Annotated in this window: 17 protein-coding genes; 12 read left to right on the plus strand and 5 right to left on the minus strand. The window is 55.6% G+C overall.

Features of this window, described 5'->3' with window-relative positions; all coding sequences use genetic code 11:
* On the plus strand, nucleotides 1–1224 hold a 1224-nt coding region (locus DXY02_RS08245; RefSeq protein ID WP_244276208.1), incomplete at its 5' end, for a glycosyltransferase.
* Here the strand turns inward: DXY02_RS08245 and DXY02_RS08250 are convergent.
* Entirely contained in the window at nucleotides 1203–1931 is a 729-nt protein-coding gene (locus tag DXY02_RS08250; protein WP_114988897.1) for a glycosyltransferase family A protein, read from the minus strand. The two genes, DXY02_RS08245 and DXY02_RS08250, sit on opposite strands and share 22 nt — an antisense overlap.
* Nucleotides 1928–3094 carry a glycosyltransferase family 4 protein gene (locus DXY02_RS08255; RefSeq protein WP_170951525.1) on the minus strand — a complete coding sequence of 389 codons (1167 nt, stop codon included), beginning with the start codon at nucleotides 3092–3094 and terminating at the stop codon, nucleotides 1928–1930. Before DXY02_RS08255 ends, DXY02_RS08250 begins: the two co-directional genes overlap by 4 nt.
* A gap of 43 nt (nucleotides 3095–3137) precedes the next feature.
* Here DXY02_RS08255 and DXY02_RS08260 point away from each other — a divergent pair, with 43 nt between their 5' ends.
* The 5 genes from DXY02_RS08260 (at nucleotide 3138) to DXY02_RS08285 (ending at nucleotide 11838) form a co-directional block, all read left to right on the plus strand.
* Entirely contained in the window at nucleotides 3138–4736 is a 1599-nt protein-coding gene (locus tag DXY02_RS08260) for a glycosyltransferase family 4 protein (protein WP_114988899.1), read from the plus strand.
* A 265-nt stretch (nucleotides 4737–5001) separates the two neighbouring features.
* Complete coding sequence (locus DXY02_RS08270; protein ID WP_244276209.1) at nucleotides 5002–5916, plus strand: hypothetical protein; 915 nt, start codon at nucleotides 5002–5004, stop codon at nucleotides 5914–5916.
* Nucleotides 5917–5990: 74 nt separating this feature from the next.
* A complete protein-coding gene (locus DXY02_RS08275; protein WP_244276210.1) occupies nucleotides 5991–7190 on the plus strand; it encodes a glycosyltransferase in 1200 nt (399 codons plus the stop codon).
* Nucleotides 7191–7289: 99 nt separating this feature from the next.
* On the plus strand, nucleotides 7290–9611 hold the full coding sequence (locus DXY02_RS08280; RefSeq protein WP_114988903.1) for a calcium-binding protein: 2322 nt from the start codon (nucleotides 7290–7292) through the stop codon (nucleotides 9609–9611).
* A complete protein-coding gene (locus DXY02_RS08285) occupies nucleotides 9604–11838 on the plus strand; it encodes a hypothetical protein (protein ID WP_206749635.1) in 2235 nt (744 codons plus the stop codon). Before DXY02_RS08280 ends, DXY02_RS08285 begins: the two co-directional genes overlap by 8 nt.
* Here DXY02_RS08285 and DXY02_RS08290 read toward each other — a convergent pair.
* Complete coding sequence (locus tag DXY02_RS08290) at nucleotides 11825–13996, minus strand: glycosyltransferase family 41 protein (protein WP_114988905.1); 2172 nt, start codon at nucleotides 13994–13996, stop codon at nucleotides 11825–11827. The genes DXY02_RS08285 and DXY02_RS08290 overlap by 14 nt on opposite strands.
* Nucleotides 13997–14060: 64 nt before the next feature.
* Here DXY02_RS08290 and DXY02_RS08295 point away from each other — a divergent pair, with 64 nt between their 5' ends.
* The 5 genes from DXY02_RS08295 (at nucleotide 14061) to DXY02_RS08315 (ending at nucleotide 20734) form a co-directional block, all read left to right on the plus strand.
* On the plus strand, nucleotides 14061–15755 hold the full coding sequence (locus tag DXY02_RS08295; RefSeq protein WP_170951526.1) for a tetratricopeptide repeat protein: 1695 nt from the start codon (nucleotides 14061–14063) through the stop codon (nucleotides 15753–15755).
* On the plus strand, nucleotides 15755–16027 hold the full coding sequence (locus tag DXY02_RS08300; protein WP_137024485.1) for a hypothetical protein: 273 nt from the start codon (nucleotides 15755–15757) through the stop codon (nucleotides 16025–16027). Before DXY02_RS08295 ends, DXY02_RS08300 begins: the two co-directional genes overlap by 1 nt.
* Before the next feature lie 12 nt (nucleotides 16028–16039).
* Nucleotides 16040–16492, plus strand: coding sequence for a peptidylprolyl isomerase (locus DXY02_RS08305; RefSeq protein WP_114988908.1), 453 nt, complete (start codon nucleotides 16040–16042; stop codon nucleotides 16490–16492).
* Nucleotides 16493–16719: 227 nt separating this feature from the next.
* Complete coding sequence (locus DXY02_RS08310; RefSeq protein ID WP_244276211.1) at nucleotides 16720–19473, plus strand: peptidase domain-containing ABC transporter; 2754 nt, start codon at nucleotides 16720–16722, stop codon at nucleotides 19471–19473.
* Nucleotides 19466–20734 (plus strand): HlyD family secretion protein, encoded by a 1269-nt coding sequence (locus tag DXY02_RS08315; protein WP_244276212.1) that lies wholly within the window; start codon nucleotides 19466–19468, stop codon nucleotides 20732–20734. Before DXY02_RS08310 ends, DXY02_RS08315 begins: the two co-directional genes overlap by 8 nt.
* Here the strand turns inward: DXY02_RS08315 and DXY02_RS08320 are convergent.
* Both DXY02_RS08320 and DXY02_RS08325 read right to left on the minus strand, forming a co-directional pair.
* Complete coding sequence (locus tag DXY02_RS08320; RefSeq protein ID WP_114988910.1) at nucleotides 20731–21543, minus strand: glycosyltransferase family 25 protein; 813 nt, start codon at nucleotides 21541–21543, stop codon at nucleotides 20731–20733. The two genes, DXY02_RS08315 and DXY02_RS08320, sit on opposite strands and share 4 nt — an antisense overlap.
* Nucleotides 21497–22645, minus strand: coding sequence for a glycosyltransferase family 4 protein (locus DXY02_RS08325; protein ID WP_114988911.1), 1149 nt, complete (start codon nucleotides 22643–22645; stop codon nucleotides 21497–21499). The genes DXY02_RS08320 and DXY02_RS08325 overlap by 47 nt, the downstream gene beginning before the upstream one ends.
* On the opposite strand from DXY02_RS08325, the gene DXY02_RS08330 reads away from it, so the two are divergent.
* Entirely contained in the window at nucleotides 22644–24284 is a 1641-nt protein-coding gene (locus DXY02_RS08330; protein WP_114988912.1) for a hypothetical protein, read from the plus strand. The genes DXY02_RS08325 and DXY02_RS08330 overlap by 2 nt on opposite strands.

Below are 24284 nucleotides of genomic sequence, written 5' to 3' on the forward strand. Positions count from 1 at the left end.
TTTGGCGTGCGGCTGCTGCTGATTCATCAGAATTTTCCAGGACAGTTCAGGCAGTTGGCTCCTCACCTTGAGCAAAGGGGCCACGAGCTGGTGGCGATCGCTTCCCATGAACGCCCGATTGCTCTCAAGGGTCGGGTGCTGCGTTACAAGGAACCTGGGGCTTTGACGGGCGTCCCCTTGGGCACCCAGATCTGGCATGAGGGACTTGAGCGTGCTTCACGAGTGGCGCGTTTTGCCGAGCAGTTGCAGCAAGAAGGCTGGCGTCCGGATCTGATCCTGGCCCATACCGGCTGGGGAGAAACCCTAGGCCTTCAAGAAGTGTGGCCAACCGTGCCTCAGATCCTCTGGCCCGAGCTTTGGGTGCGTCCGGAGCATGGTGGTTATGGAATTGATCCGCTCAAGCCTGAGGCGGGTCTTAGCAACCGATTGGAGCAGCTCGGACGCAATGCCATGACCCGCAACGCCCTTGCTGCTGCTCGGTCTTGGGTGTTGCCTACCCGACATCAGGCCGAAAGCCTGCCGCTTGAATTCCGTGACCAGCGGCTACATGTGATTCACGAAGGTATTGACACCCGTCTGGCCCACCCTAAACCTGACGTGAGATTCGAAGTGCGCGGCGTATCGATCGATCGCAACGTTCCCACCATCACCTTTGTGAACCGCAATCTCGAGCGTCTGCGAGGTTTTGACCTGTTCATGCGTTCCTTGCCTTTGATCCAAAAGCAGCACCCGGAGGTGAGGGTGTTGATCGTGGGCGACAACGAGGCTGGCTATGGCGGCGGTCATGGCGATGGGCCACCCCTCCGCCAGCGCATGCTTCAGGAATTGGCCGGTCAGCTCGATTTGGAGCGGATCCACTTCCTCGGCCGGGTGCCCCACCCGGTGTTGATGGCGCTACTGCAAGCAAGCTGGGTGCATGTGTATCTGAGTTACCCCTTTGTGCTCGGCTGGAGCCTGTTGGAGGCGATGGCCTGTGGCTGCTGCATTGTTGGCAGCAAGGGGATGCCGGTGGAGGAAGCGATCGATCACAACGTTGAAGGTCGCTTGGTTCCGATGGACCAGCCCGATGTGCTGGCGATGGAAGTTTTGCAATTGCTTGTAAGCCCCGATAAGCGGGCCCGATACGGTGCGGCGGCGCGGCGACGCGCTCTGCTTTATGACCAGCGGCTCACCTTGGCTGCAATGACGTCACTCATTGAGGCTCAGTGCTCGGCAGAGAGCTGATGCCCAGTAATGCTCTGGAACTCCTCAAGAAGGGCTGGTAGATCAGCCCGAAGCTGCTCCCAGTTGGGATCATGCAGGGGAGTTTTAGGGCTTTTGCCGGCCAGCCGATAGTGATTGCTGTAGTGGCTTTGAAACATCAGAGTTGGTTTGTTGTGCCAATGGAGTTTCAGGGGGAGCGTTTTGAGACATTCGTAGATCACGCGATCACAGATGGGCGAGAGTTCATTGGGCATCAACGCCCAGAACAAAAGACTTTTGAAAGCTCTTTTAAACAAGCAAAGTGTTGAGGTGTCGGCAAAGTGCTGCTCTACGTCTTCGGGTGCTGAATTGAGCAAGGTTCCGTCGTCCAAAACGATTGTGCGACCGGAGATAACTACGTCAATAGTTGGATCGTTCTGATGCAGTGCCAGAGCCAGCTGCACATGTTTTGGTTTGAACCAATTATCAGCATCGAGGAAAAAAATCGGTTCATACCCCTGTGATGCCGCCATTAGCGCACCCAGTGCTCGTGGGGTGTTGCCGCAATTGTTGTGACACTGCGGTAAGGAGAGATGTTGGCAATCCCAGTGATCGATGGCCTCTCTGCTATTTCCATCGGCCACCAGAAAGTGGGTGGCCTCTGCCGTCTGAGAAAGAACACTGCGGTGGCAACGCTTAAGGATCTCCAGGCTTTCTTTGTGATAAGGCGTGATAACAGCTGGCTTCATGGTGCTGCTTGGCTCACTAGTAACTCCAGCTGACGCACTGATGCGTTCACGCTGAATCGGGATCGCACTCGCTGCTCTCCAGCATGTTGCAGGCGAATTAATAGCGCTGGATCGCCCGCCAGCCGCTCCAGCCGATTAGCCAGAGCCGTGCTGTTTCCTGCCGGATAATTCAAGCCGCTAATCCCGTCTTCAAATACTTCCGAGGCTCCACCAATACCTGTGCTTACCAGGGCCAAACCGCTGGCCATTGCTTCAGCTGCAACGATCCCGAAGGCTTCCGGGTGGAGGGATGGGAATACGCAGACATGATTCAGTTGGTAGAAACGGGCCAGTTGTTCCCGATTCAGCTGGGGCAGGAAGTCCACCTCGCTGTTGAGTTGATGGTTTGAGCAGAACTGGCGCAAGTGTTGGGCGTAATCGGCTTGAAATGTTCCCCCTGCAAGCATCACGTGAACGGCTACCCCCTTCTGCTTGAGCTGAAGCAGCGCCTCAAGCAGGGTGTGAGGTCCTTTGGTTGCCATTTGCAGACCGGCGAAGCACACCCTGAGCGGTCGCCCAGGCGTTCCGTCTGGTGCTGGCGGGAGGGGTCGACCAAGCCTGTCTTCACCGAAGAGATCCACGCGCGCTCCTGGGTAGACCACAGCGGCATCTGCAACAGCCATGCCGGCGTCTGTTAGGCACTTACGCACGGCCTCACTGGCGGCTAGTACCTGATAGCGGCTGCTTTTGGCTGGCATCTGCTCGGGTGGATACGGTGGTGTCACAAAGCCGATGTGATGGAGCAAGGGCAGGCCCGATGCCAGGAGGGGGTCGAGCAGCTCCGTGCCCAGCAGGTCCAGATTGCCCAGCAGGATTCCATCCCAGGATCCCTGCTCGAGCCAGTGGTTCAGGAGGGCCCGGTTATTGGCGTCAATAGCCGCCCGGGCTGCTGGCTCCTGCAATTGATGCACTCCCCCTTGAAAGCTGCCTTTTAAACGCAGTCGCCGATCCACCGGTTCGGCGCTCGGTCCTGCGCTGCTAGGTCCTAGGTAGGGAGCATCGCTGCTAAGCACCTGCAAAGTGTGCCCGCGCTGCTGCAGTCCCCAGGCAAAGTCCGACATGCAGCGTCCGTAGCCTCCCAGCTCTTGGGGGGGATAGAGGTTGGTGATCAGCAGCAACCGCATCGTGCTCGGTTTGGGCCCATAAGCTGATGTCACATCCTCACCCATGGTTTTGCAATCCCTGCCTGTCTTGATCACCAGCGGTGACCTGCTGCCAGGCGGTGGGGAGCTAAACGGTCGCCGTTGGGCTGGTCAGCAACTACTTCGCTGCTGGGCTCGTCAGGCTGGATCCAGGCCCATGGCCCTGGCCCATGCAGTTCCTGCTCAGCTCGAGCAGCTGAAGCCCTGGCTGAAGTGCCAGGGTTTCACTGGTGAACTTCATCCTTTGGGGTTGCTTGATCCAGAGCCATGCAGGGCCTGGGGTGGGTTCTTTTTGCCCGATCCATCGATTGGCCGTTGGGCCCAATGGCGTCAACCAGTTGGATCGGCGGCTTTTTCTCTGATAGGTCAGATCCATACCCTCTCTACACCTGCGGCACTAGGGCATCTTCAAGATCTAGTTACCGAGCCTGTTCAGCCTTGGGATGCGCTGATATGTAGCAGTCGTGCCGGTCGAGATGCGGTTGAGCAGGTCCTGGATGCCCGCGAAGAGCAACTCCAGTGGCGAACCGGTGCTTCCCCTGCCCTGCTTCGCAGCCAGCGCCCCCACTTGCCGGTAATCCCTCTGCCGCTCCCGCCCGAAAGCCTTGAGCCTTTCAAGTTCAGCAAGCTTCAGGCTCGCAAGTCTCTAGGCATTGCACCTGGCCACCCCGTGGTTCTCTGGCTGGGCCGACTCTCTCTGCTCACCAAGACTGATCCCTGGCCCACATACCTTGTGTTGGAGCGGGTGGCACGCGAGCTTCGGCGGCCTGTGGTCTTCATTGAATGCGGTCCTGACGATAAGCCTTCACCCCATGAGGATCTGGAGAACCTACGCCGGTTGTGTCCATCAGTCCGTTTTTTGCGCCTCGGTGGTGCTGAGCCGGTTTCTGAAGAGGTCAAGCGACAGGCTCTGGCCGCCGCTGATGTGGCCGTTTCTTTGGTGGATAACGCCCAGGAGACTTTTGGCTTGGCAGTGGCTGAGGCGATGGCAGCCGGGTTGCCGCTGGTGGCATCCGATTGGAGCGGATACCGCGATCTGGTGCGTGATGGCGTAGATGGCTTTCTTATCCCCAGCGCTTGGGCCACATCGGCCTCTCGGGTTTCAGTGCCTTTGGGATGGCAGCAATTCACAGGGATTCAGGGCTTCCCCGCCGTCGCTGGTGCATTGGCTCAGTTGGTGCAACTCGATCTGTTGAAGGCTGAAATGGCTTTGCTTACGGTGTTGAGTCAACCCTCTATGGCCAGGGCAATGGGTGCTGCGGCAGCCCGTCGGGCCCGTGAATTGTTCGCACCTGAACTGGTGATGGCGGCTCATGAAAAGTTGTTTGCGGAACTAGAGCAGCGCCGCTGCCAAGCACCTCCTGATGCCCATTGCCCCAGACCGGTCAGTCCTCAGCTCGATCCTGTGCGTGTGTTTGCCCGTTTTGCCTCCCATACCTCAGAGTCAATACCAGCCCGCTCTGAAACACTGCAGTGCTTACCGCCGGCGGTACGGCAGCAAAGAGCTCTCATCTGGCAGATTCTGGCTGAGTCGCTACCTAATTCAGAGCGAGGTCAAATGGAGAGCGATTTGGTTTGCAAGCATCAACAGCTTGACTGTGTTGAGCAGGTGGCTACCCCATGACTCAGCTCTCCCGATGGATACGCCTGCGACATCTGTTGATCACCAGCCGCTGGCAGCGTTGGCTGTTTCCTGTGCTTTGCATCGCTCCCTATCTAGCTATTTTGATTTGGCTACTGAGCCGGGGACTCTTTTGGGTGTCCCAGGTGCTGCTAGCACCGCTGCTCATGGGTGGGGTGCTAGCAGCCCTAACGCTTTGGCTGGCGAGAGCTGAGTTCAGAACTCGCCTGCGAAAGCGGTAAAATCGTATTTGTGAATCTTGGGACCCGTGCTGCAGCTGCCAACCAACCCCTGGACACTTAATAGTTGCTCCAACCTCAATCAGCGCGACCAAGTGGCCGCCTTCTGGCTTGCAGCACCTGAAGATCTGTTGCCAAGTTTGTGGTCCTCACAGGTTGGTGACGTCACCAAAGCGATGGTTCGTTCCCTCACGCCAGACACTGTTTTCAGCCCTGATCAGGTTTCGTTACGCAATGCCATTGGTGAACGACTGTCCGCGGGGTTTCAAGCTCCAATGGCAATCCAGCTTCTGATAGCTAATTTTCTTTATTCTCCTCCAGGGCTGTTGCAGATTGCCAATGCTGAAGCCCAACTGCCTGAATGGTTGTTTGCAGACTATCGAGCCATTTATGAGCAGCCGAAGCCGGTAATTACTAATCAAGACAAGCAGCCTCCTCAGCCCGCTACCGAACTTCCTCAACCCGACTTCGGGGCCTTTCCTGGCACACTTCAGGAACTGGTGGGCAATCGCATCCAGCTGAACCGCCTCCTTGGTCTGTCAAATCTGTACTACATAGACCCTGAGGACCAGGAAATTACTCATGAGCTTCGTCAAGTACGTTTGTCATTGATTGAGGCGATCGAGCGCTGCCCGGAGCAGCAGCTTGAAAGTATTTGGGCAACTGATCTAGGAGACCGTTACTGGGCGCTGGTGCGTTCCGGTATACAGAAAGAAGCGATGACGCCGACGGAAGAGAAAAAGAAGCATGAGGCTACATATAAGTTGAATCCTGACACTGGGGGTGGTTTTAATACTTCGGGCGCCATCAATGCTGTTTTGGTGGCCATGCTTCTGTTTGAGCCCGGCACCATGAGAATTAATGATGCTGAACAGAAGCTGCCCTCATGGCTGCTGCCTTCTTATCAGCAGATCTTTGCTCAGCCCCTGGTTCAGCAGGGCTGAACCATGCTTAACGCATGCGTGTCCTAATTTCCCACACCAACTTCCCAGCCCAGTTCCGGCGCTTGGCCCCTGCCTTGGTCGAGGAAGGTCATGAGGTGGTATTCATTGCCAAAAGCAGGGAATGGCATGCACCGGATCCAGTGTCAGGCATGCGCATCCTTACCTATGACACTCATCGTCCAGCTGGAGGGGAGTTACTACATCCTTATCTTCGTCGTTTTGAAGCAAGTGTTCTCGAAGGCCAAGCTGTGTTTCGTGCTTGCCAGCAGCTTCGCGATGAGGGCTGGGTCCCTGATTGGATTCTGAGTCATGTCGGTTTCGGGAATGGTTTGTATCTGAGCGATGCCTTCCCCGAATCCAAACGAATTGGCCTGTTTGAGTGGTTTTACCGAGCCGTTGGTGCTGATGTGGATTTTCTCAGGCAGGCCCCGGTGGAGCCGGATCGGGCTTTGCGTTTGCGTACTTGGAATGCCCAGTGCCTCCTAGAACTTGCGGACTGTGACATCGGTGTGGTGCCGACCCAATGGCAGCGCCAGCAGTTTCCCGAGCATCTTGCTTCCAGGCTCCATGTGATCCACGAGGGCATTGATGTTGAAGCCTTGGAGTCCCTTAAGCGAGGGCCGGACCATAGACCCGATAATTTGCCAAAGGATCCTGAGCTTGAAGTACTTACTTATGTGAGCCGTGGTTTTGAGGAGTACCGAGGGTTCCCGCAGGCGATGCAGGCCATCGCGCTACTGCAGCAGAGGCGTCCCCAGCTGCATGTTCTGATTGTGGGTGCCGATGTGGTGGCTTACGGATCGGGAAGACCGGATGGTCGCAGCTGGGGTGACTGGGCAAAACAGGATCTCCAATTAGACCCAGACCGCACCCATTGGATGGGTGCTCTGCAAACCGATGCCTATCAACAGGTTCTCGCATCCAGTGATGTACACCTTTATCTCACGGTTCCCTTCGTTCTCAGCTGGAGCTTGCTTGAGGCCATGGCCGCCGGTTGTTGCATCGTGGCCAGCGATACGCCCCCCGTGCGTGAGGTCCTGAGAGATGGTGAGTCGGGCGTTTTGGTCGACTTCTTTTCTCCTGAACATCAAGCCGATGCAGTCGAAGAACTGCTCACATCAAGTTCTAGGAGGCGCTCTTTGGCCAATGCCGCACGCCATGCCAGCAGAGTCTACGACAGCAAAAAGGGTTTGGAGGCCTGGATGGCGCTCATGTCCGTAAACAGTAATCAAACTGCCCAAAGACGTGGCAGTAGCACGGATGTTGGGGTATAAATACTGTGCCGTATGCCCTAGGTATGCGGCACACGCCGCCCCCATGGTGGGTGCGGTTGTGAGGAGACCATCAACTCACCCACCACAGCTCTCTTCCTGATGACTTCGAGCTACAACTCCATTACCGGAACTGACTCCGCCAATACCCTTATTGGCAGCACAGGAGCAGATTCCTTTTCCGCCCTCTCGGGCGATGACACCGTCCTGGGGGCTCAGGGCAACGACATTGTCGATCTGGGATCTGGCAATGACTCCCTGAACTTCAATGCCGACGCCGACGGAGCAACTGTCTACGGCAAGGGCGGTAATGACTCTCTCGGCATCACCGTTTCGCTCAACACCTCCACCCTCTCTGGTGGTGATGGAAATGACACCCTCTGGATCAGCAAGGGTGCAAGTGCTTATGTGACTGGTGATCTGGGTGCTGACAGCATCTATTTCAAGGCCGACGATTTCAATAATTCCACTATCTACGGTGGCAATCTCTCAGATGCCACTTCTTTGGATGGTGCGGACACCATCAGCATCGCAGGATCCATCAGCGCATCTGCCATCCAGGGCAATGGTGGTAACGACACAATGTATGTCGGTGGCAAAGTCCAGGGTTCTTCCTCTGTAGTTGGAGGCCAGGGCGCTGACGACATTTCTGTCGCTGGTTCTGTCACCGGCTCAGTCGTGTCCGGCAATCTGGGCAACGACACTATGAAGCTCGACTCTGTCGTCAAAGGCGGCAGCGTCTACGGCGGTGGTGGATTTGTCTACGACACATCCCTTGATGGAGCTGATTCCATCAACATCGTTGGCAAGGTTTCTGCCTCTTCCCTGCTTCAGGGTAACGGTGGTAATGACACCTTCACGCTGGGTGCTGAGATCGCTTCCAGCACCATTTATGGCGGTCAAGGAGCTGACCAGCTCAGCGCTACTACCACCTCTTCCATTACCAGCAGCTGGCTTGCTGGAAACCGTGGCGCGGACAAGCTGCTACTCAGCGCTACAACAATCCTCAATTCAACAATTCTTGGATCTGACGAAACCGGCACTCTGACCGGTAAGGATTCTCTGAGTATTGGTGCTGCCACTCTCCAAACCTCAACGGTTTATGGCGGTGCGGGTGCTGACACCATCCTCTTCGGTTCTGCAGCTACCGACCAAATCGTCAACGTTGATTTCAACGCTTTCGCTGGCACCGATACGTTGTCTCTCAATGGCTCCTTCGTGAGCTCTACTGTCAACGCCGGAAGTGGCAATGACACGATGTTCATCAGCACCTCCAGTGCTGGTGATACTGCATCTACTGGCACCTCCTTCTACGCCGGTACTGGTGCTGACTTGATCTCGGTTGCTAACGCAGCCAATGTCAGCATCTTCGCTGATGCTTCCGCGACCGATACCGCTGGCGGTGCTGACAGCATCAGCTTGGCAGTTGTCACCAGCTCCACTGTTTACGGTGCTGCCGGTGCTGACACCCTGTTGATTGATGGCGTCAACACCAGCAACTACGCCGACCTTGGCACTGGCGTTGCTCTGTTTACTGGTGCCGGTGCAATCTCCGCTTCCACGCTGATCGGTGGTGCTTCCAACGACACCTTCAATTTTGGTGCTGGTGTCTCCAACTCGTCCATTGTTGGTGGTGAAGGTGCGAACTCTCTCGCACTTGCTCAATCTCTGATTAGCTCCACAATTACTGCCGGAGCTTCCAACGACACCTTCTCTCTGAGTGGTGTCAATGCTTCGTCCATTCTTGGTGGCGGCGGTAACGACACATTTAGTGCTGCTGCCTTCAACAACTCCACCATTCTTGGTGGCGCTGGTGCTGACTCTGCCACCTTCACAGGTAAGATGACCGCTGGTTATGTTGACCTCAGTGGTACTGGCGATTCTCTGATCAGTGTGTCTGGTGGTGTTAACGGATCCACCTTGCTTGGTGGCTCTGGTGCTGACACCATCAACCTCACCAACTCTGGTGTAACTAACACCCGCATCGTTGCTGGTGCAGGCAACGACATTGTCAACTTCACGGGTTATTCCAACGAAGTCACTGGTGCTTCCATTGTTGGTGGTACTGGTAATGACAGTGTGACCTTCGCCTTCACCTCGGGCACCGACGTCATCAACACCGGCTCCCTTTCCAACACCTACTTCTTCGGATCTAGCGGTGGTCTTGACACCATCAGCTTCTCCAACGTGGGTACAGGTGCTGCTGGAACACTTGATTTGACCATCGCGGTTGACTCTTCCTACGGTGCAACAAGTGGAATGACCTTCTCAACCTCCACTTCGTTGATCACCTTCTCCACTGGGGCAGCATCGATCTTCGTTAGCGGCCTGACAGGTTCTGCGGTTGCGACTAATGGTCAGGCATCTACGCTTGGCTTCACACTCACAACCGTGAGCTCCTCTGTTATCACTGATCTTGGGTGATCATCTTCTCTTTTCAGGAGATGAACTAAAGTTGAGGGGCCTTCGGCCCCTCTTTTTTTTGTTTGAAGATATTGCTGCTTCCTGGCCTTATGATTTCGCTGCTGGTGATCTAAAGAGCAAATCCTCTCTCACAGCCTCGTCGGCCCTGAAAGATTTGGCCGTCGCCATCCGTTCAGATGCTGATCCTTTGGATATTCAGTCAGCATTGCTTCTAAAGATTGCACGCAAAGATGAAGAACAAGAGGAATGCGAGATTTTATTGTGTTGGCTTGCTTTTAATCGGCTTGATCAGCGAGCGTTTGGTTCCGTCTTGGCAGCACTAAGAGAAAAAAATCCATCGAGATTGGAAGTAAGGGTTTTAACTCTTTTGGCTTGGTTGCATAGAAATGATCTTCATTCAGTTGCAATGGCTCCATCTGAGCTTTGGGCAGGATTGGAGCATTCATATTTGCTCCAACTATGCAAGGCAGATTTTTACCTTAAAGCTGGTGAGCTGTCCAAGTCGGAAGAAATGCTGAGCGGTTTACCTGATTTTTTGTGCCCTGAAATGGTGATGCTTCGAGCATCTCTGGTTTCAAGAAAAGAAAGTGAGCATGCAGCGATAGAACTATTGCTCTCACAGCTGCATCGTTGCCCACGGCATATCGGGTATTATCGTCAACTTCTCAATCATATGATTGAAGGAAAAGATGCAGTAAATGTCATGCCTTGTGCACTTGAAGCGTTATCTAAATTTGGTGAACATCCTGAAATACTATATCATTTTACAGCTCTAAATCTTTATAAGAGGCAGCCTGGATTGGCCAAGCGTTCAGCACTGCTCCAGCAGATTTCTGCAAGTATTAGGCCCACTTCAATCAGCCTGTGTAACCAGTTGGCAACCTACGAGATGAATGGACAGGCGGACTGGATGAGATTTTTAAATCCAGTAATTTCCAGCGGAAATATTGCGACTGAGCCTCATCTTCAAGCAAACTTAGTGATGCAGCTTGCAAGCATTCAGTCTGAAAGGTATCCGGCTCATCTGCAATCTTTGGTTGATTCCCTGCAAGCTCAACCTGGCTTCTTGGGGCTACGTAAAAGTAAAAAAGATCTCTTTAGAGAAAAGTGCGATAAATCATCTCCATTGCGTATTGCTTGGATGACGGGGGATTGTAATTATCATCCTGTTGCTCGCTTCCTTTATGGTTGGTTTTCTTCGCAGTCAAATCGATTGAGCCATCAACATGTGATGGTCAATCTTGTAGAGCACAGGAAGGAATCCTATTGCAATCTATTTCGCTCAATTCCTGGTATGGAAGTTCATGATGTGTCTGGTCTTGCAGGAAATAATCGTTTGCAAGAGATTCGTGGTAATAGATATGACGTTGTTATTGATCTTTCGGGTTGGACTGGTGGGAATTTTATTGCAGGCTTAAATCCAAGACTGGCTCCAGTTCAGGTCAATTATTTGGGCTACTTTGCCTCGTCCGGGCTTGCGTCTATGGATTATTGGCTCGGGGACTCTCATTTGTTTCCTTCGGGGCACACGGAATGGTCTACTGAGACGCTTTTTAGGCTGCAGCGACCATTTCTGGCTTGGACGCCACAAAAACCACTTCCTGAAGCCGATATATCGGTTTCAACGGCCCCGTCTGGTCCAATCCGGTTTGGAAGTTTTAATCACAACCGCAAGCTATCTGATGCCACGTTGAGGCTTTGGGCTGAAGTGTTGGATGCAGTATCTGGTTCCCGTCTAGTTTTAAAAGCGTCAAGCCAGACGGATTTCGACACTCAGCGCCTCCTTCGCCGCCGCATGTTGCGTCAGGGCCTTGATCCTGAGCGGGTGGATTGGCTTTCGTTAACTAAAGGGCCTACGGAACACATGCAGCAATATGCCTACATTGATATCGCCCTTGATCCCATTCCCAATGGTGGATGTACTACCACCTGTGAAGCGTTATGGATGGGTGTTCCCACTATCACCTTGGCGGGATCTCATTACGTCAGTCGAATGAGTACGTCCGTTCTTGCCGGTGCCAACATGCCCGACTGGATTGCTCAGGATCGTCCCGGCTACATCAATTTGGCGCGTGAACACGCTACCCGCGTTGCGGAGTTCCGTGCCAACCGCGGCTACTGGCGTGGTCAGCTTCAGAGCAGCCCATTGGGTGATGCTGCAGACCTAATGCATCATCTTGAAGCTGCCTTCAGTGAGATGCATGTTCAGGCGCTCAGCAGGGCCTGACTTTTCTCCTTAGCGACCAGTAATGCCGTTCCAGTTCTTGGGTGAGTCGCTGTCCATCGGCCAGTGCAGAGTTCTGCACAGTACGCCGCAGCCTCAGTCGTTCATGCTCATCGCGAAGACCTCGTTGTGCAAAAGCACTGGCGATTTCCACATAGCTGTCAACGTCGTGGGCCACGCAATCTGACTGGTCGCCATGGACGAGAAGGCTGGCTGCCAATCGCCCCACCATGCCATCGCCCGCCAGCGCGACCACCGGAACGCCCATCCACAATGACTCTGCGGTGGTTGTCGCACCGCCATAAGGAATAGGATCTAAAGCCACATCGATTTCTCCATATCGCTGGAGATGGTTGAGGCCCCCTTCCACCCAATCAAGCAGAACCAGCCTCTCACTTGCCAGCCCTGCCTGTTCGAAACGCTTGCGAATTCGCTTTTGCTCAGCTGCTTCACAGAAGCTGATGCTTTTAAGGACCAGTTCCGCCTCTAAATTGGCCTCCATTACCTGGCAGAAAAGTTCAATAGTTGCCTGCGTCAGTTTGCGGGCGTGGTTAAAGCTCCCGAAGCGGAATCGCTTTCCTGCAGTCCGTTTCGGCGTAGGTAGTTCACCGCCACCGTCAAAAACCATGTATCCTCCCTCGAGTTTGATCAGAGGATGGGCGCTGCGGTCTACAGGGTTGAGTTGTTCAAAGAGCACTGCATCCCCCACCCAGCCATCGATGCAGCGCAGGTAGGTAGGTCCGGGATAGCCGAGATAACTCAGTTGCACCGGCGCAGGCCGGTGGCAGAGCAGCTCCAGCTTGGAATTGCCCGTAAATCCTCCAAGTTCGACGAGCACATCCAAGCGCATGTCAGCCACAACGCGAGCGCATTGCGTTGTTGTTCCAAATCGTAAATCCACCCAATGATCAACCCGTTGGCGGATGTGATCGGTGATCCAGTCGTCATGAGATCCGCAGCTCAAGGCCCATATCTCCACCTTCTCGCGATTGTGATGGCTGAGTATGGGCAGCAGGAATCTCCCAACCGGGTGGTTTGCCAGGTCGGCAGACAGATAGCCCACTCGAAGTTTGCGACCTTCCAGCGGCTCGAGAATGGTGTCGGGCCATAGGGGGCATAGTTGTTTCCGCTGGCTGCGTTGTTCCCAACTGCGGGCCTGAGTGGCAAGCTCCTGACTATCGCTTGGTGCTGTGCCGATCCCAAGAAATTGCCGGCTGAATAGGTAGCTAGCCTTTAATTGTTCGTCGGGTCGTGACCAGAGTTCACGGCAGCGCGCCGCTGCTTCGGGACGGGCCATTTCCGCCAGGATTTGTTGCAGTGCTTCCTGCAGATCCGTGTTGCTTGGCTCATAACACAATCCCCGTTGAAGCACGCGGTAGGGCGCAACTGTGCGCCGTAACCCGCGTAGCGCAGAAGCCCAGTTGAGCCAATAGTTGGCAATGTCAGGACTCTGTTGGCAGATTTGTTGGAAAAGGCCTGTCGCTTCAACCAGTTTGTTCTGCTCTACCCATAATCCCGCTGTTGCTTGAGCCACGTCCGTCTGGAGTTGTTGCTCATCGCTGAGCTGCTTGATCAGCGCCTCGGCCTTATCGAACTGACCGAGATCTTTGAGGATGGTGATTCGGTTGGCCACCATCTCTAAATCATCTGGATCGAGCTGGTTGGCTTGCGTGAAGGCATCTAGGGCTGCAGGTAGAGCCTGGTTTTTTGCGTGGGCAAGCCCCAGCCTTATCCAAATCTGCTTGTCATCGGCTTCACCGCGAAGGCATTGCTGTAACAAGGTTGTGCACTCTTTGAAGCGGTTGAGCCGATGCAGTGCATCGGCAACGCACAGTGTCAGGTTGCGTGAGATCTGACCTTCGCGTAACTGAGGTTCTAAGTAATGAAGAACTAAATGGGATTCGTCGTTGTCGTTCCAGCAATTGCACGCGTTGAGAATCAAACTTTTATCGGGTCCAAAATGTTTCACCCATTGCTGATAAAAATTTGAACCTTCCTTCAGGCGGCCCTGGCTGCGCAGGAGTGCGCCGAGGTTGATCACATCGTCAAGGTTTGCCTCCTCTTCGAGAAGGGCACGGTAAAGTCTCTCAGCGATCAAATACTGCTGCTGGGCATGTGCCTCCTGGGCTTTTTTTCGAATGGCGTCTAGCGCGGTGGGCACGTCGAGTCTTCAGTCCCAACCAATTTATGGGGACGCCGCAGGTTGGTACAGCCTGCTGGAGCGAGTGTCCAATCGCTCCCTGTCGAGTCAGGAAGCCTTGGAGCATGCAATCCGCGGTCGTCAGATCGATGGCGATAGTCGTTGGGTCTTGCCCCTAGCGATGGCTCACTGGCTTGAGGGGCGCTATCCCGACGCGTTGAAAGCCCTATTCGAGCCATCAGTGGTCCAAGCCTGTGATCCTTTGTGGCTTTACCACAACCTTGTAGGTATGGTGGCCCGCAAGGTAGAGGGTCAAAACGCACGAGCTGTTAAAGCGTTCGAACGCTCCCTTGAGCTGGAGCCTGATCGGCCAGACACTCTTTATAACTTCGCGAACCTGCTCAAGGACGATGATCCCGAGCGGGCAGTTGATCTTTATCGCCGAAGCCTAGTGCTGGAGCCTTCTGCAGCATCGGCTTGGCACAACTACGGCACAGCGCTCAATAGTTTGACGCAGTATGAGGGGGCTCTTTTGGCTCTGAGACTCAGTCTGCGTCTCGATCCACTCGTGGCAGACGTGTGGTGCAACCTCGGCCTTGCATATTTCGGGCTTGAGGATTTCACCAACGCAGAACGGGCATTTCGTCATGCCATCTCGTTAGAGGCCAGCCATGCTCCCAGCCATACCAATCTAGGCAATGCCCTGATCAGCGTTCTTCAGCCCGAAGAAGCACTCCAGTATTTGGAGCGAGGCGTTGAGTTGGATCAGAGCTCTACCCACTCTTTGTGGAACCTTGCCCTCGCTTATTTACTGCTGGGTGACTACTCCAAGGGTTGGGAGTACTACGAGGTGCGCTTCGATAATGAAGATTTTGAACATGTCACCATCCCAACCTCAGGGCCTCGTCTTCGCGATCTGGCTAGTGCTCCACGCGAGGGGCAGCCTCCGCTTGTTGTCTGGTCTGAGCAAGGTCTCGGTGATGCGATTCAGTTCTGCCGCTATCTAAAGCTGCTGGATGCTGCGGCTATCCCATATGTGTTTCTTACCCGGCCGTCCCTAATGACGCTCATGCGTGATTGGACAGGTTTGGGCGAGCGCGTTCAATTGATCGGCAGCACCGATCCAGAAGCTGACACCAGGCCACATGTGGCTCTGATGAGTCTTCCACGCTTGTTTGGCACGGAGCTTCATACGATCCCCTCTATCTGCCCATACCTCAAGGCTCCTGCTCCACCGCGAGAGGCCTTGCATTTGGCTAAGCCCCCTGGCGGGATTTCGGTTGGCATCGTTTGGGCTTCCAATCCAGACAACAAGGCCATGTATCGCCATAAGAGCCTGCCCTTGACTCTTTTAATGCCCCTTTTTGAACGGTTGATCGATCTTGATCTGCTCGAACTGCATAGCCTTCAGTTTGGAGAGGATGCTGAACAGATTGCCCCCTGGCGCCATCGGCAGGAGATCCATGAATGGAACAACCGTCTTACAGACTTCTCAGATACAGCCCATCTGCTTAGTCAGCTCGATCTAGTTATTACGGTGGATACAGCAGTGGCTCATCTTGCGGCTGCTCTCAACAAGCCAACCTGGGTGCTGCTTCCTCAAAACGCCGACTTCCGATGGTTGCGCCAACGGTCGGACTCTCCTTGGTATCCCTCCATGCGTGTGTTTCGCCAGAAGACGCATGGCGATTGGCAATCGGTGGCAGATCAGCTGGATGAAGCATTTGACACCATGCTTCTCCTTGATTCCAAGGCTCTGATGGCAGAGAGGATGGCCTGATGCCTAACTCTATGAAGGCTTTATTTGCCGACTCGGAAATTGCGTCAATCGTAAGGCGTATGGAGCTTCTTCCACTCTTAGTTCGCCGCCAGCAGGAAGAGCTGATCCTTGAGCAGGTGCCAGTTCCCTCCGATTGGCTAGAGGAGCAACGCAAGGCCTTTTTGGGTGATCAACCCCTGTCTAAAGCGCTCGAGAGTCGTGGCTGGAGTGAGTCCGATCTCAATCTTCATCTTCAGCGCCCCGAATCGTTGCATCGTTTCGCGAAACAATGATTCGGGCCTGGTTTGGAAGACTCCTTTCTGGCCTCCCGCGGCGGTAGGGATCAAGTGATTTATTCTTTACTACGAGTTCGCAATGCTGGTCTGGCACGTGAGCTCTGGATACGTCTAGAGGAGGGTGAAACCACTTTTGCGGAAGCGGCCCACCAGCACGGTGTTGGTGAGGAAGCTCAGCGAAAAGGTGTGATTGGGCCGATTTCGGTAGGTTCGCTTCAGCCCAAGGTGCTTCAAGAGATCCTGCGTAGCCTTCGTCCAGGTCAACTCTCGGCTCCACAGCAGCTTGGTGAATGGCATGTTTTGATGCGGCTTGAGCAGCTCAAGCCTGCACGCTTTGACGAATCCATGCGGGAGCAGATGTTGCAAGAGGCGCTCAATGAATTTCTTGAACAGCGAGTGAAGCTTGTGCTCGCAGGAAAGGCTGACAGCCTCGAGCCAATTAATTACGATCCCGAACCATGACCGAACAATCCATAGCCACCTTCGAAGGGTTGCTTCGGCGCTTGCCTGCATTTCGTGAACTCGGTGAGGAGAGGCTCCATTGGCTTGCCTCACGCGCTCGACCATTTCATTGCACGGTTGGTCAGGAGCTTTTGCGTCCTGATCGCATTCCTGAGTTTTGTTTTTGCATCGTGGAAGGTCGCGGCAGACTCCTTCACGAAGATCCTGGTTTGCGGAGACCCGTCACGTTGGCCTATTCCCAGCCCGGCGATCTGGTCGGCTGGGCCGGTTTGGTCCGCCGCAGCCCTTGTGAGTGGCTCACCGCGGCCACCCCTTTGAAATTGATCGGCTTTAACGCTGATGATTTCTATGAGCTTGAGCGTGAATCTGAGTCGTTCAGCCGTTGGCTCGACGTCAACAATTCCCCCTCGGAGTTGATGGCTGTGTTGGCACCAGCGTTGCGCTCCAGGCCAGTGGCGGAACCAGCGGAAAGAGAGGTTTTGCGCCGTCTTCTTCCCGGCTTAAAGCTTGTGCCGGCCAATCAGCTGCGCCAACTTCCGGCAGATGATGCTGTTTGGCTTTGGGATTCCCAGCCGATCAGCGGCAACCCTGTGCCGATTGGTGAAATGGTCGATCCAGAGCGCCTTGCTCAGATTCCCCTAGGGGAGCCCTTGCGACTTGTGAGAATCGAGTCTGATCTTTGGGCGCAATCGCTTGAGCCCGATCTGCAGGCGCCTGAAGAAATTGTGCTTGCAGACGATGGCGTCAGCGCAGATGATCGCTATGCCGATCTCTTGCCCGCACCTACGGGCGATCGCCAGGTCGCTGAGCCTGCAATAGGCGTTCGAGGACGCCAGCGTATTGCCGAAGTAACCGGAACGGGTCCCATTGGTCAGACCATGGCCTGTTTGGAGATGCTGGCTCGTTACTACAACGTGCCCTTCCGCCGAGATGTGATCGAGCGAGCTGCCAACGATAATCTTCGTGGTCGTACCCATACCAGCCTTGAGTTAATCGGCAATCTCTCCACTGTGATGGGATTCACAGGGACCATGACAGATCTGCCGGAAGGACAGCTGGGGCGTGTCCCCTTCCCGGCCATTGGCTGGGTGATGGACCAGCCCACCATCATTCATGACATCAGCTCTCAGGGAGTGAAGGCGGTGGTGCCCGAATACGGCAGGGTTATCCTCCCTCTCGCTGAATTGGTTGGCGATCAGGCAGGAGCTCGCCTTCTACTCCTACAACCAGGTCGCGAATCCCAGCGACGGAAGCTCGGACTGTCTTGGTTTTTTCCGCAGATCCGCAAATACCGTCGCAGCCTGATTGAAGTTCTGTTGGCTTCTCTTGTGCTGCAGCTGCTCAACCTTGCCCAGCCCCTGGTGATGCAGCAGATCTTTGACAAGGTGATCGGCCAGCAAAACCTCGACACCCTTTATACGCTTGGTCTAATTCTTCTGTTAGTTAGCCTATTTCAGGGCTTGTTAGGTGCAGTGCGCACCTACCTTTTTGCAGACACCACGAATCGGATCGATATCACTCTCGGTTCTGAGGTAATCCAACATCTGCTTCGGCTTCCTCAGCGTTACTTTGATCGGCGTCCGGTGGGGGAACTCCAGACGCGCCTGGCCGAACTGGGCAATATTCGCGGTTTCCTCACTGGCAGTCTCCTCACCCTGGCGCTCGATGCAGTGTTTTCGGTGATCTATATCGCAGTGATGGTGGTGTACAGCGGAGTGCTCACAGCGGTCTCCCTCGGCGTGATCCCCCTGTTTCTGGCGCTCACTTTCGTTGCGTCTCCTGCAATCAAGGCGCAATTACGCAAGGCAGCTGAAAAAAATGCCGCCACGCAAAGCCTCCTAGTGGAGGCCCTTAGTGGTGTGCAAACGATCAAAGCTCAAAATGCAGAAAACACTGTTCGCTGGCGCTGGCAGCGCAGCTATTCCTCCTTCATGAGCGAGAGCTTCCGCACCCTGCTCATCGGAATCTCCACCGGCACCACTGGCCAGTTTCTCAGCCAACTCACAGGTTTGCTCACCCTTTGGGTCGGAGCGTTCCTTGTGATCAAAGGCGAACTCACCATCGGCCAGCTGATTGCCTTCCGAATCATTTCCGGTTACGTGGTGGGCCCCTTGATCAACCTCGCCACTAGCTGGCAGAGCTTCCAAGGAGTGGCCCTTTCCATCGAGCGCCTCAGTGATGTGGTCGATGCGCCGGCTGAAGGATCTGACAATGAGCTGGATCAGCTGCCCCTTCCCCCTGTAGCGGGCGAAGTCACGTTTCAGTCGGTGGATTTTCGTTTTGCCGAAGGTACTTCTTTGGTGGTGAAAAACGTCAGCTTCCAGATTCCCGCTGGCGCTTTCATCGGCATTGTTGGTCGCAGTGGCAGCGGGAAGAGCACGATTATGAAGCTTCTGCCGCGCCTCTACGAACCAGAGAAGGGCAGGATCTTGATCGATGGTTACGACCTGGCCAAGCTCCAATTGGGCTCCGTTCGTCGTCAGATTGGCATCGTTCCCCAAGACAGCCTGCTTTTTGATGGCAGCATCCGCGACAACATCGCTCTCACCGCTCCTGACGCCACAAGCGCTGAGATTGAAGCAGCTGCCCGTGTGGCTTGTGCCCATGACTTCATCATGGAGTTGCCCCAGGGCTACGCCAGCAGCGTTGGCGAGCGGGGTAGTGGTCTTTCCGGAGGCCAGCGTCAGCGGATCGCCATCGCCCGGGCTGTGCTGCAGCGACCGAATTTGTTGATTCTCGATGAAGCGACCAGCGCCCTTGATTACCTCACTGAGCGTCAGGTTTGCCTCAATCTTAAAAAGGCCTTTGAGGGTTCCACTGTCTTTTTCATCACCCATCGGCTGAGCACCATTCGCTCCGCCGATCGCATTTTGATGATGGATGCGGGGGCGTTGGTGGAGGAAGGTACCCATCAGGAGTTGATTCAGCAGCAGGGCCGTTATTACGCGCTCTATTCCCAGCAGGAGGCCGACCTTGACTGACACGGATCTGCAACAGACCGAGGGTGCCAACAAGCCCCTTCCCCCACGGCTGCGCATCTGGGAGGGAAGTTCTGCCTATGTGGAGCAAGGCCGCCATTGGTCATCAGCACTGATCTGGCTCTGCTCAGTGCTGTTCGGTGGCACCTTGATCTGGGCGTTCACCGCCAAGATCGACCAGACCGTCGCCGTGCGCGGCAGGCTTGAACCCTCCGGATCAGTGAGGGAAGTCGATTCCCCTAGTGCCGGTGTGGTGAGCAAGGTTTTTGTGCACGATGGCGACATTGTCAAACAGGGAGACCCCCTCTTTGATGTGGAAGCCAAGGGTCTGGCCAGTCGCCGCAAAGCTTTGGAAACCACCCTCAGTCTTTATGACTTGCAGGCGCGCACCCTCAAAAGCATTCTCAGAAGTGGTGGAGATCCATCGCGGTTTGAGCCCTTGCCGCCGATCCCGATGGTGGAGGATCGCATCCTCAATGCCCAGCTGACCACGGCTCGTCAGCAGAGTCAGCAGTTTCGCTCTCAGCTCGAGCAACTCGCAACCCGAATAACGAGTCGACGCAAGACCTTGCAGTTGAGAGAACAAATTGCCTCTGACTTCAAGCCTCTGTACGAGGTTGGTGCAATGGCTCGCATTCAATATCTGACTCAGCTCAATCAGGTTCAGGAAACCAGCGCTGAAGTTGCCACCCTAGAAGAGGAGCGTTCGCGATTAGTCGGTGCTGTAGCAGCCCAGCTCAACCAGATCGATCGTCGGATGATCCAGATCCGTGCTGAATTGGTGGGTTTGAAGGAAACCATCAGCTACCGCACAGTTAGGGCCCCTGTTAGCGGGAAGGTCTTCGACACCAAGGTGTCTCCTCAAACTGTGGTTAATGGCGATCAGACTGTGTTGAAGTTAGTGCCCGCTAACCGACTTCAGGCGAAAGTTGAAATCAGCGATGTAGACATTGGTTTTGTGAAGGTGGGTCTGCCGGTCAATGTGTCGGTGGATTCCTTCCCATCCGGTGAATTTGGTTACATCAAGGGCACTTTGACCAAGCTCGGCTCCGATGTACTAGCGCCTGATCAGCGCTCACCCCAATACCGCTTCCCAGCCACAGTGTCGCTCGAGGAGCAATCGGTCGAGTCTGGTGATCAACAACTCAATCTTCAGAGCGGCATGGGCGTTTCCGCCAACATCAAGCTCCGCTCGCGCCCCGTGGTCACGATCATTAGCGATCTCTTCACCAAGCAGATGGATGGGGTGAAGCGTTTCCGTTAACTATCAGTCGCATCGAACCGTTGAGGTCCAGTTCGCGTCAATGATGTGCATGGATTATTCAAGGCGAGAGCTAGCGGTGGCATCACCACGTCGGACTCCAGCTGGTGATAGTGCACATTGAGCAAGGCATCAATGCCTAAGGTTGTGATCTCTGGGAAGCCGCGGCCCAGCTTCAAAGGCATGGTTTCCAGACGTTGAATCGTGGTGAGTAGTTGCCGTGCCATCGCGGGGGTCAGCCAGTATCCAGGTAATCCAAATGCGTTGCGCAGGCGTTTCAATTGTCGGGTGTCACTGCTGTTCACGATCGCGTTCAGTGCCTTTTCGCTTGGGTAAGCAGGTTCAAACAGACTGATCATCTCTTGCTGTTGGCTGAATTCGGCGCGCAGCAGTGAGTCGAGATTCCAGCCCAGAAGCACCATCCCTGCGGAGGGGTTAAGCAGCTGTTCAAGTTGTTGATGCCAGCCATCAGCAAGCACCACATCATCTTCAAATACCACCAGAGGAGCGGAGCTGTTGCAGCACAGCCGCCAGCAAAGGAGATGGCTTAAGCCAATCCCAACCGCTCCCGCGCTCCAATTCTGATGCGCCGAAGGAGCAATCAGCCTGGTCTTGATGCTGCTGTGGAGCAGTTCGCTTCCATCGATGCCATCGATGCGCAGCAGCTCGCAGCTGCCGAGGGTTTGGTGATTGCGTTGCAGAAAAGCATGCCAGCGCTCCGGTGTGCGTTTCAGGCTGATGACGGCAACCCGCATCTTGGCTCCCCTAATTCCGTCGCTCCAAAACCCTGTGGTACAAGCGTTCAGTGGCATCAACCGTTCGCTCCCAGTTGAAGCGTTCCAGCACCTTGCGCTTCATTGCAATCGGTCGGTGATGCTGGCGACCTGCCTCCATCGCCGCCAGCACAGCGTTTCTGATGCTGGCCGCATCGCCAGGGTCGGCATACCAGGCATCAGCTTCCAGATACTCCAGCTCGTGCCCGAAGGTGCTCCCCACAATGGGGGTGCCGCTTAGTGCCGCTTCTAGGCTTACGAGGCCACAGGTTTCCATCCAACTCGGCAGGGTGTGCACAGCTGCTGCGGCATAGGCCGAGGCGAGCAGGGTCTGGGGCATGTGCTCGACGACCGTGAGCCTGGAGCCACTGATCGAGCGACAGAGCTCGGCATAGGAGGGCCAGTGCTTGGAGCCACCGATCAGCACAATTGGAATGTCGGTGTGGCGTAAGGCCCAGCAGAGCATCGCCTGGTTTTTGCCCGGCTCAATTCGCCCGGCCTGCATTACGAACGCCCCGGGAATGCCCGTGTGTTGGCGAAAGGGTTCTGGATCCGCATCTAGAAACAGGGAGGGGTCCACGCCGTAATGGGCGATTTCGAAGCAGTCGCCATCCCATTGCAGGTCACTGCGCAGAGCTTGCAGTTCCAGCCAGCTGTTGGGTAGCAAGCCATCCGCCTCCCGCAGCAGCTGACGCAAGCGCTCCCGATTCAGCGGCCAGCAGCAATCGCCGTTTCCTTCCGCATTCACGGGGCCGTGCTCCAGCTGCACCACCATCTCCCGTTTGCGTAGTTGTTCCAGTAAGGGTCCAGCGGAGGCTTCCCCTTGCTGCATCGCCTGGGACAACACCAAAGTGCTGCCTCGGCTGCCCCAGAGGGCCCTGGCCAGCGAAATCCAGATCGGTGACACCACAACGGGCACTCCTGCGGCCTTGCAGCTGGCCATCTGCTGATGGAACGACCCCTCAACGCGGCAGTTGAACAGATGGACCAGGTCGAACCCGCGGCAGTCGGGTTGATCGGCATTGACGCCCACCACTTCATGGCCACGTTGCTGCAGCCGTTTCGCCGTTTCGCGGATCTGTACGCCATCGCCGCCGCCCCATGCGCCGGCAGCTCCGTGATTGACCAGAAGGATTCGCATGACCCACAGTGTCCCATGGCCGTATGGGGCGGAGATGGCGACTCGGGGTTCCCTGGCTGAGTCACTGGAGGAGTCGGGCCACTGGCTTCAGGCACTGCAGTGCCTTCTCCATGAGATCCGCTCTGGCCATCTGGATGATGCCCAGACCTGGCACACGATCGGCCGTCTGCATCAACGCCTGGGCCATCTGCCGCAAGCTTGCCGCGCCTATGCAGCCGCGCTTCTGCTCGACCCCCACAGGCCCCGCACCTGCAACAATCTTGCGCTTCTGGAGTTGGGCCGTCTCAACGAGGCCGCAGCAGAACGTTGGTTGATGCAAGGACTGGCTTGCCAGCCCTTGCCTATTGATGACGAAGAGTTGCTACAGGCTACTGCCTGTGATCTGCGCTTGTTTCAGCTGCGGCCCGACCTGGCACTGGGCCATGTCGAGCGGCAACTCGGTCGCCGCGAGTCGGTGATGGCACTGGCGAACCGTGCCGTTTGCCTGCATAAGCTCTCTCGCCTGCCTGAAGCAGTGGTGGCTCAGGAGCGGGCGATTCGGCTGCATGTGGCTCAACGCGCTCCTGCGCTTCTGGAGGCTGCGTTTGTCGACTTGGTGGGGCAGCCCTGCGCTGATTTGGCGAGTTCGATGCAACTCCAAACCCAGCTGATGAATCTCGCTCTCTACAAGCTCAGCCTTGATGGTCAGGATTCCGCTGGGCTGCGCCTTTTGTTGGCTGGAACATCCCACGATCAGGACTACTGGCAGGATCCGCGCCGCCGGCAGTCCCGCTGGGACGGCGAATGCTGTCAACAACTGATCATTTGGGATGACCAGGGTTTTGGTGACACCCTGCAAAACCTCGGCTGGATTGCAGAGGCGGCCCGCCGTGCTTGCAGTTTGAGGATCTGGCTGCGGCCAGCCTTGCTGCCGTTGGTCAGGGCCTGTTTGCCCCTGCCGTCTAATTGCCAGCTCGAGGCTTTGTATTCCCACGCTTCCCCCTGGGGGAAAGGTGCTTCACAGATCGGTTTCTTCTTCCTACCCATCGTTCTCAACCAATGGTCGCCCCAAGGCGCTGCTCGCCAGGCCTATCTCAAGCCCACACCTGAAGTGAAGTCTCGATTTGTTGATGCAGAACCAAAGCTGCGGCGCCTTGGCCTGGTGTGGAGCGCCGGGCGCCATAAGGCCCCTCAGCCTGAGCGCAGCGCCCGGGTGCGTGATGTGCCCCGGCAGGCCTTCTTCCAGTTGGCCCAGCAGTGGAGGAAGCATCACCAGGTCAGCCTGATCAGCTTGCAGCTGGATGGTCACGATGAGGCTCCGGTGCGGAGCCTTATCGAGAGCGGTGTGCTTGAGCAGCCGCTGCACTCGACGGATTGGTTGCAAACCGCAGGGGTGCTCGAATCCATCGACCTGCTCGTTAGCGTTGACACCTCGGTGGCCCACCTGGCTGGCGCCCTCGGCATCCCAACTGTGTTGATGCTCAGCGCTCCCGCCGATTGGCGCTGGGGCCAGACTGGTCGTAAGACCTTCCTTTACGACGCGATGCGTCTGGTGCGCTGTGCTGACCCGGGCGATTGGTCGCAGGCCCTTCGGCAAGCGGATCAGGAGGTGAACAGTTGGTTTAGTTCAATCCGCTCAGAGCAACAGTTCGCCAGCTAA

This window comes from Synechococcus sp. N19 (assembly GCF_900474045.1).
GTDB lineage: Bacteria > Cyanobacteriota > Cyanobacteriia > PCC-6307 > Cyanobiaceae > Parasynechococcus.

Excerpts from the sequence above, each read along its gene's own strand:
- DXY02_RS08250 (WP_114988897.1), bottom strand. The coding sequence starts at position 1,931 with ATGAAGCCAGCTGTTATCACGCCTTATCACAAAGAAAGCCTGGAGATC.
- DXY02_RS08255 (WP_170951525.1), bottom strand. The coding sequence starts at position 3,094 with ATGCGGTTGCTGCTGATCACCAACCTCTATCCCCCCCAAGAGCTGGGA.
- DXY02_RS08260 (WP_114988899.1), top strand. The coding sequence starts at position 3,138 with ATGGTTTTGCAATCCCTGCCTGTCTTGATCACCAGCGGTGACCTGCTG.
- DXY02_RS08280 (WP_114988903.1), top strand. The coding sequence starts at position 7,290 with ATGACTTCGAGCTACAACTCCATTACCGGAACTGACTCCGCCAATACC.
- DXY02_RS08300 (WP_137024485.1), top strand. The coding sequence starts at position 15,755 with ATGCCTAACTCTATGAAGGCTTTATTTGCCGACTCGGAAATTGCGTCA.
- DXY02_RS08320 (WP_114988910.1), bottom strand. The coding sequence starts at position 21,543 with ATGCCACTGAACGCTTGTACCACAGGGTTTTGGAGCGACGGAATTAGG.
- DXY02_RS08330 (WP_114988912.1), top strand. The coding sequence starts at position 22,644 with ATGACCCACAGTGTCCCATGGCCGTATGGGGCGGAGATGGCGACTCGG.
- DXY02_RS08325 (WP_114988911.1), bottom strand. The coding sequence starts at position 22,645 with ATGCGAATCCTTCTGGTCAATCACGGAGCTGCCGGCGCATGGGGCGGC.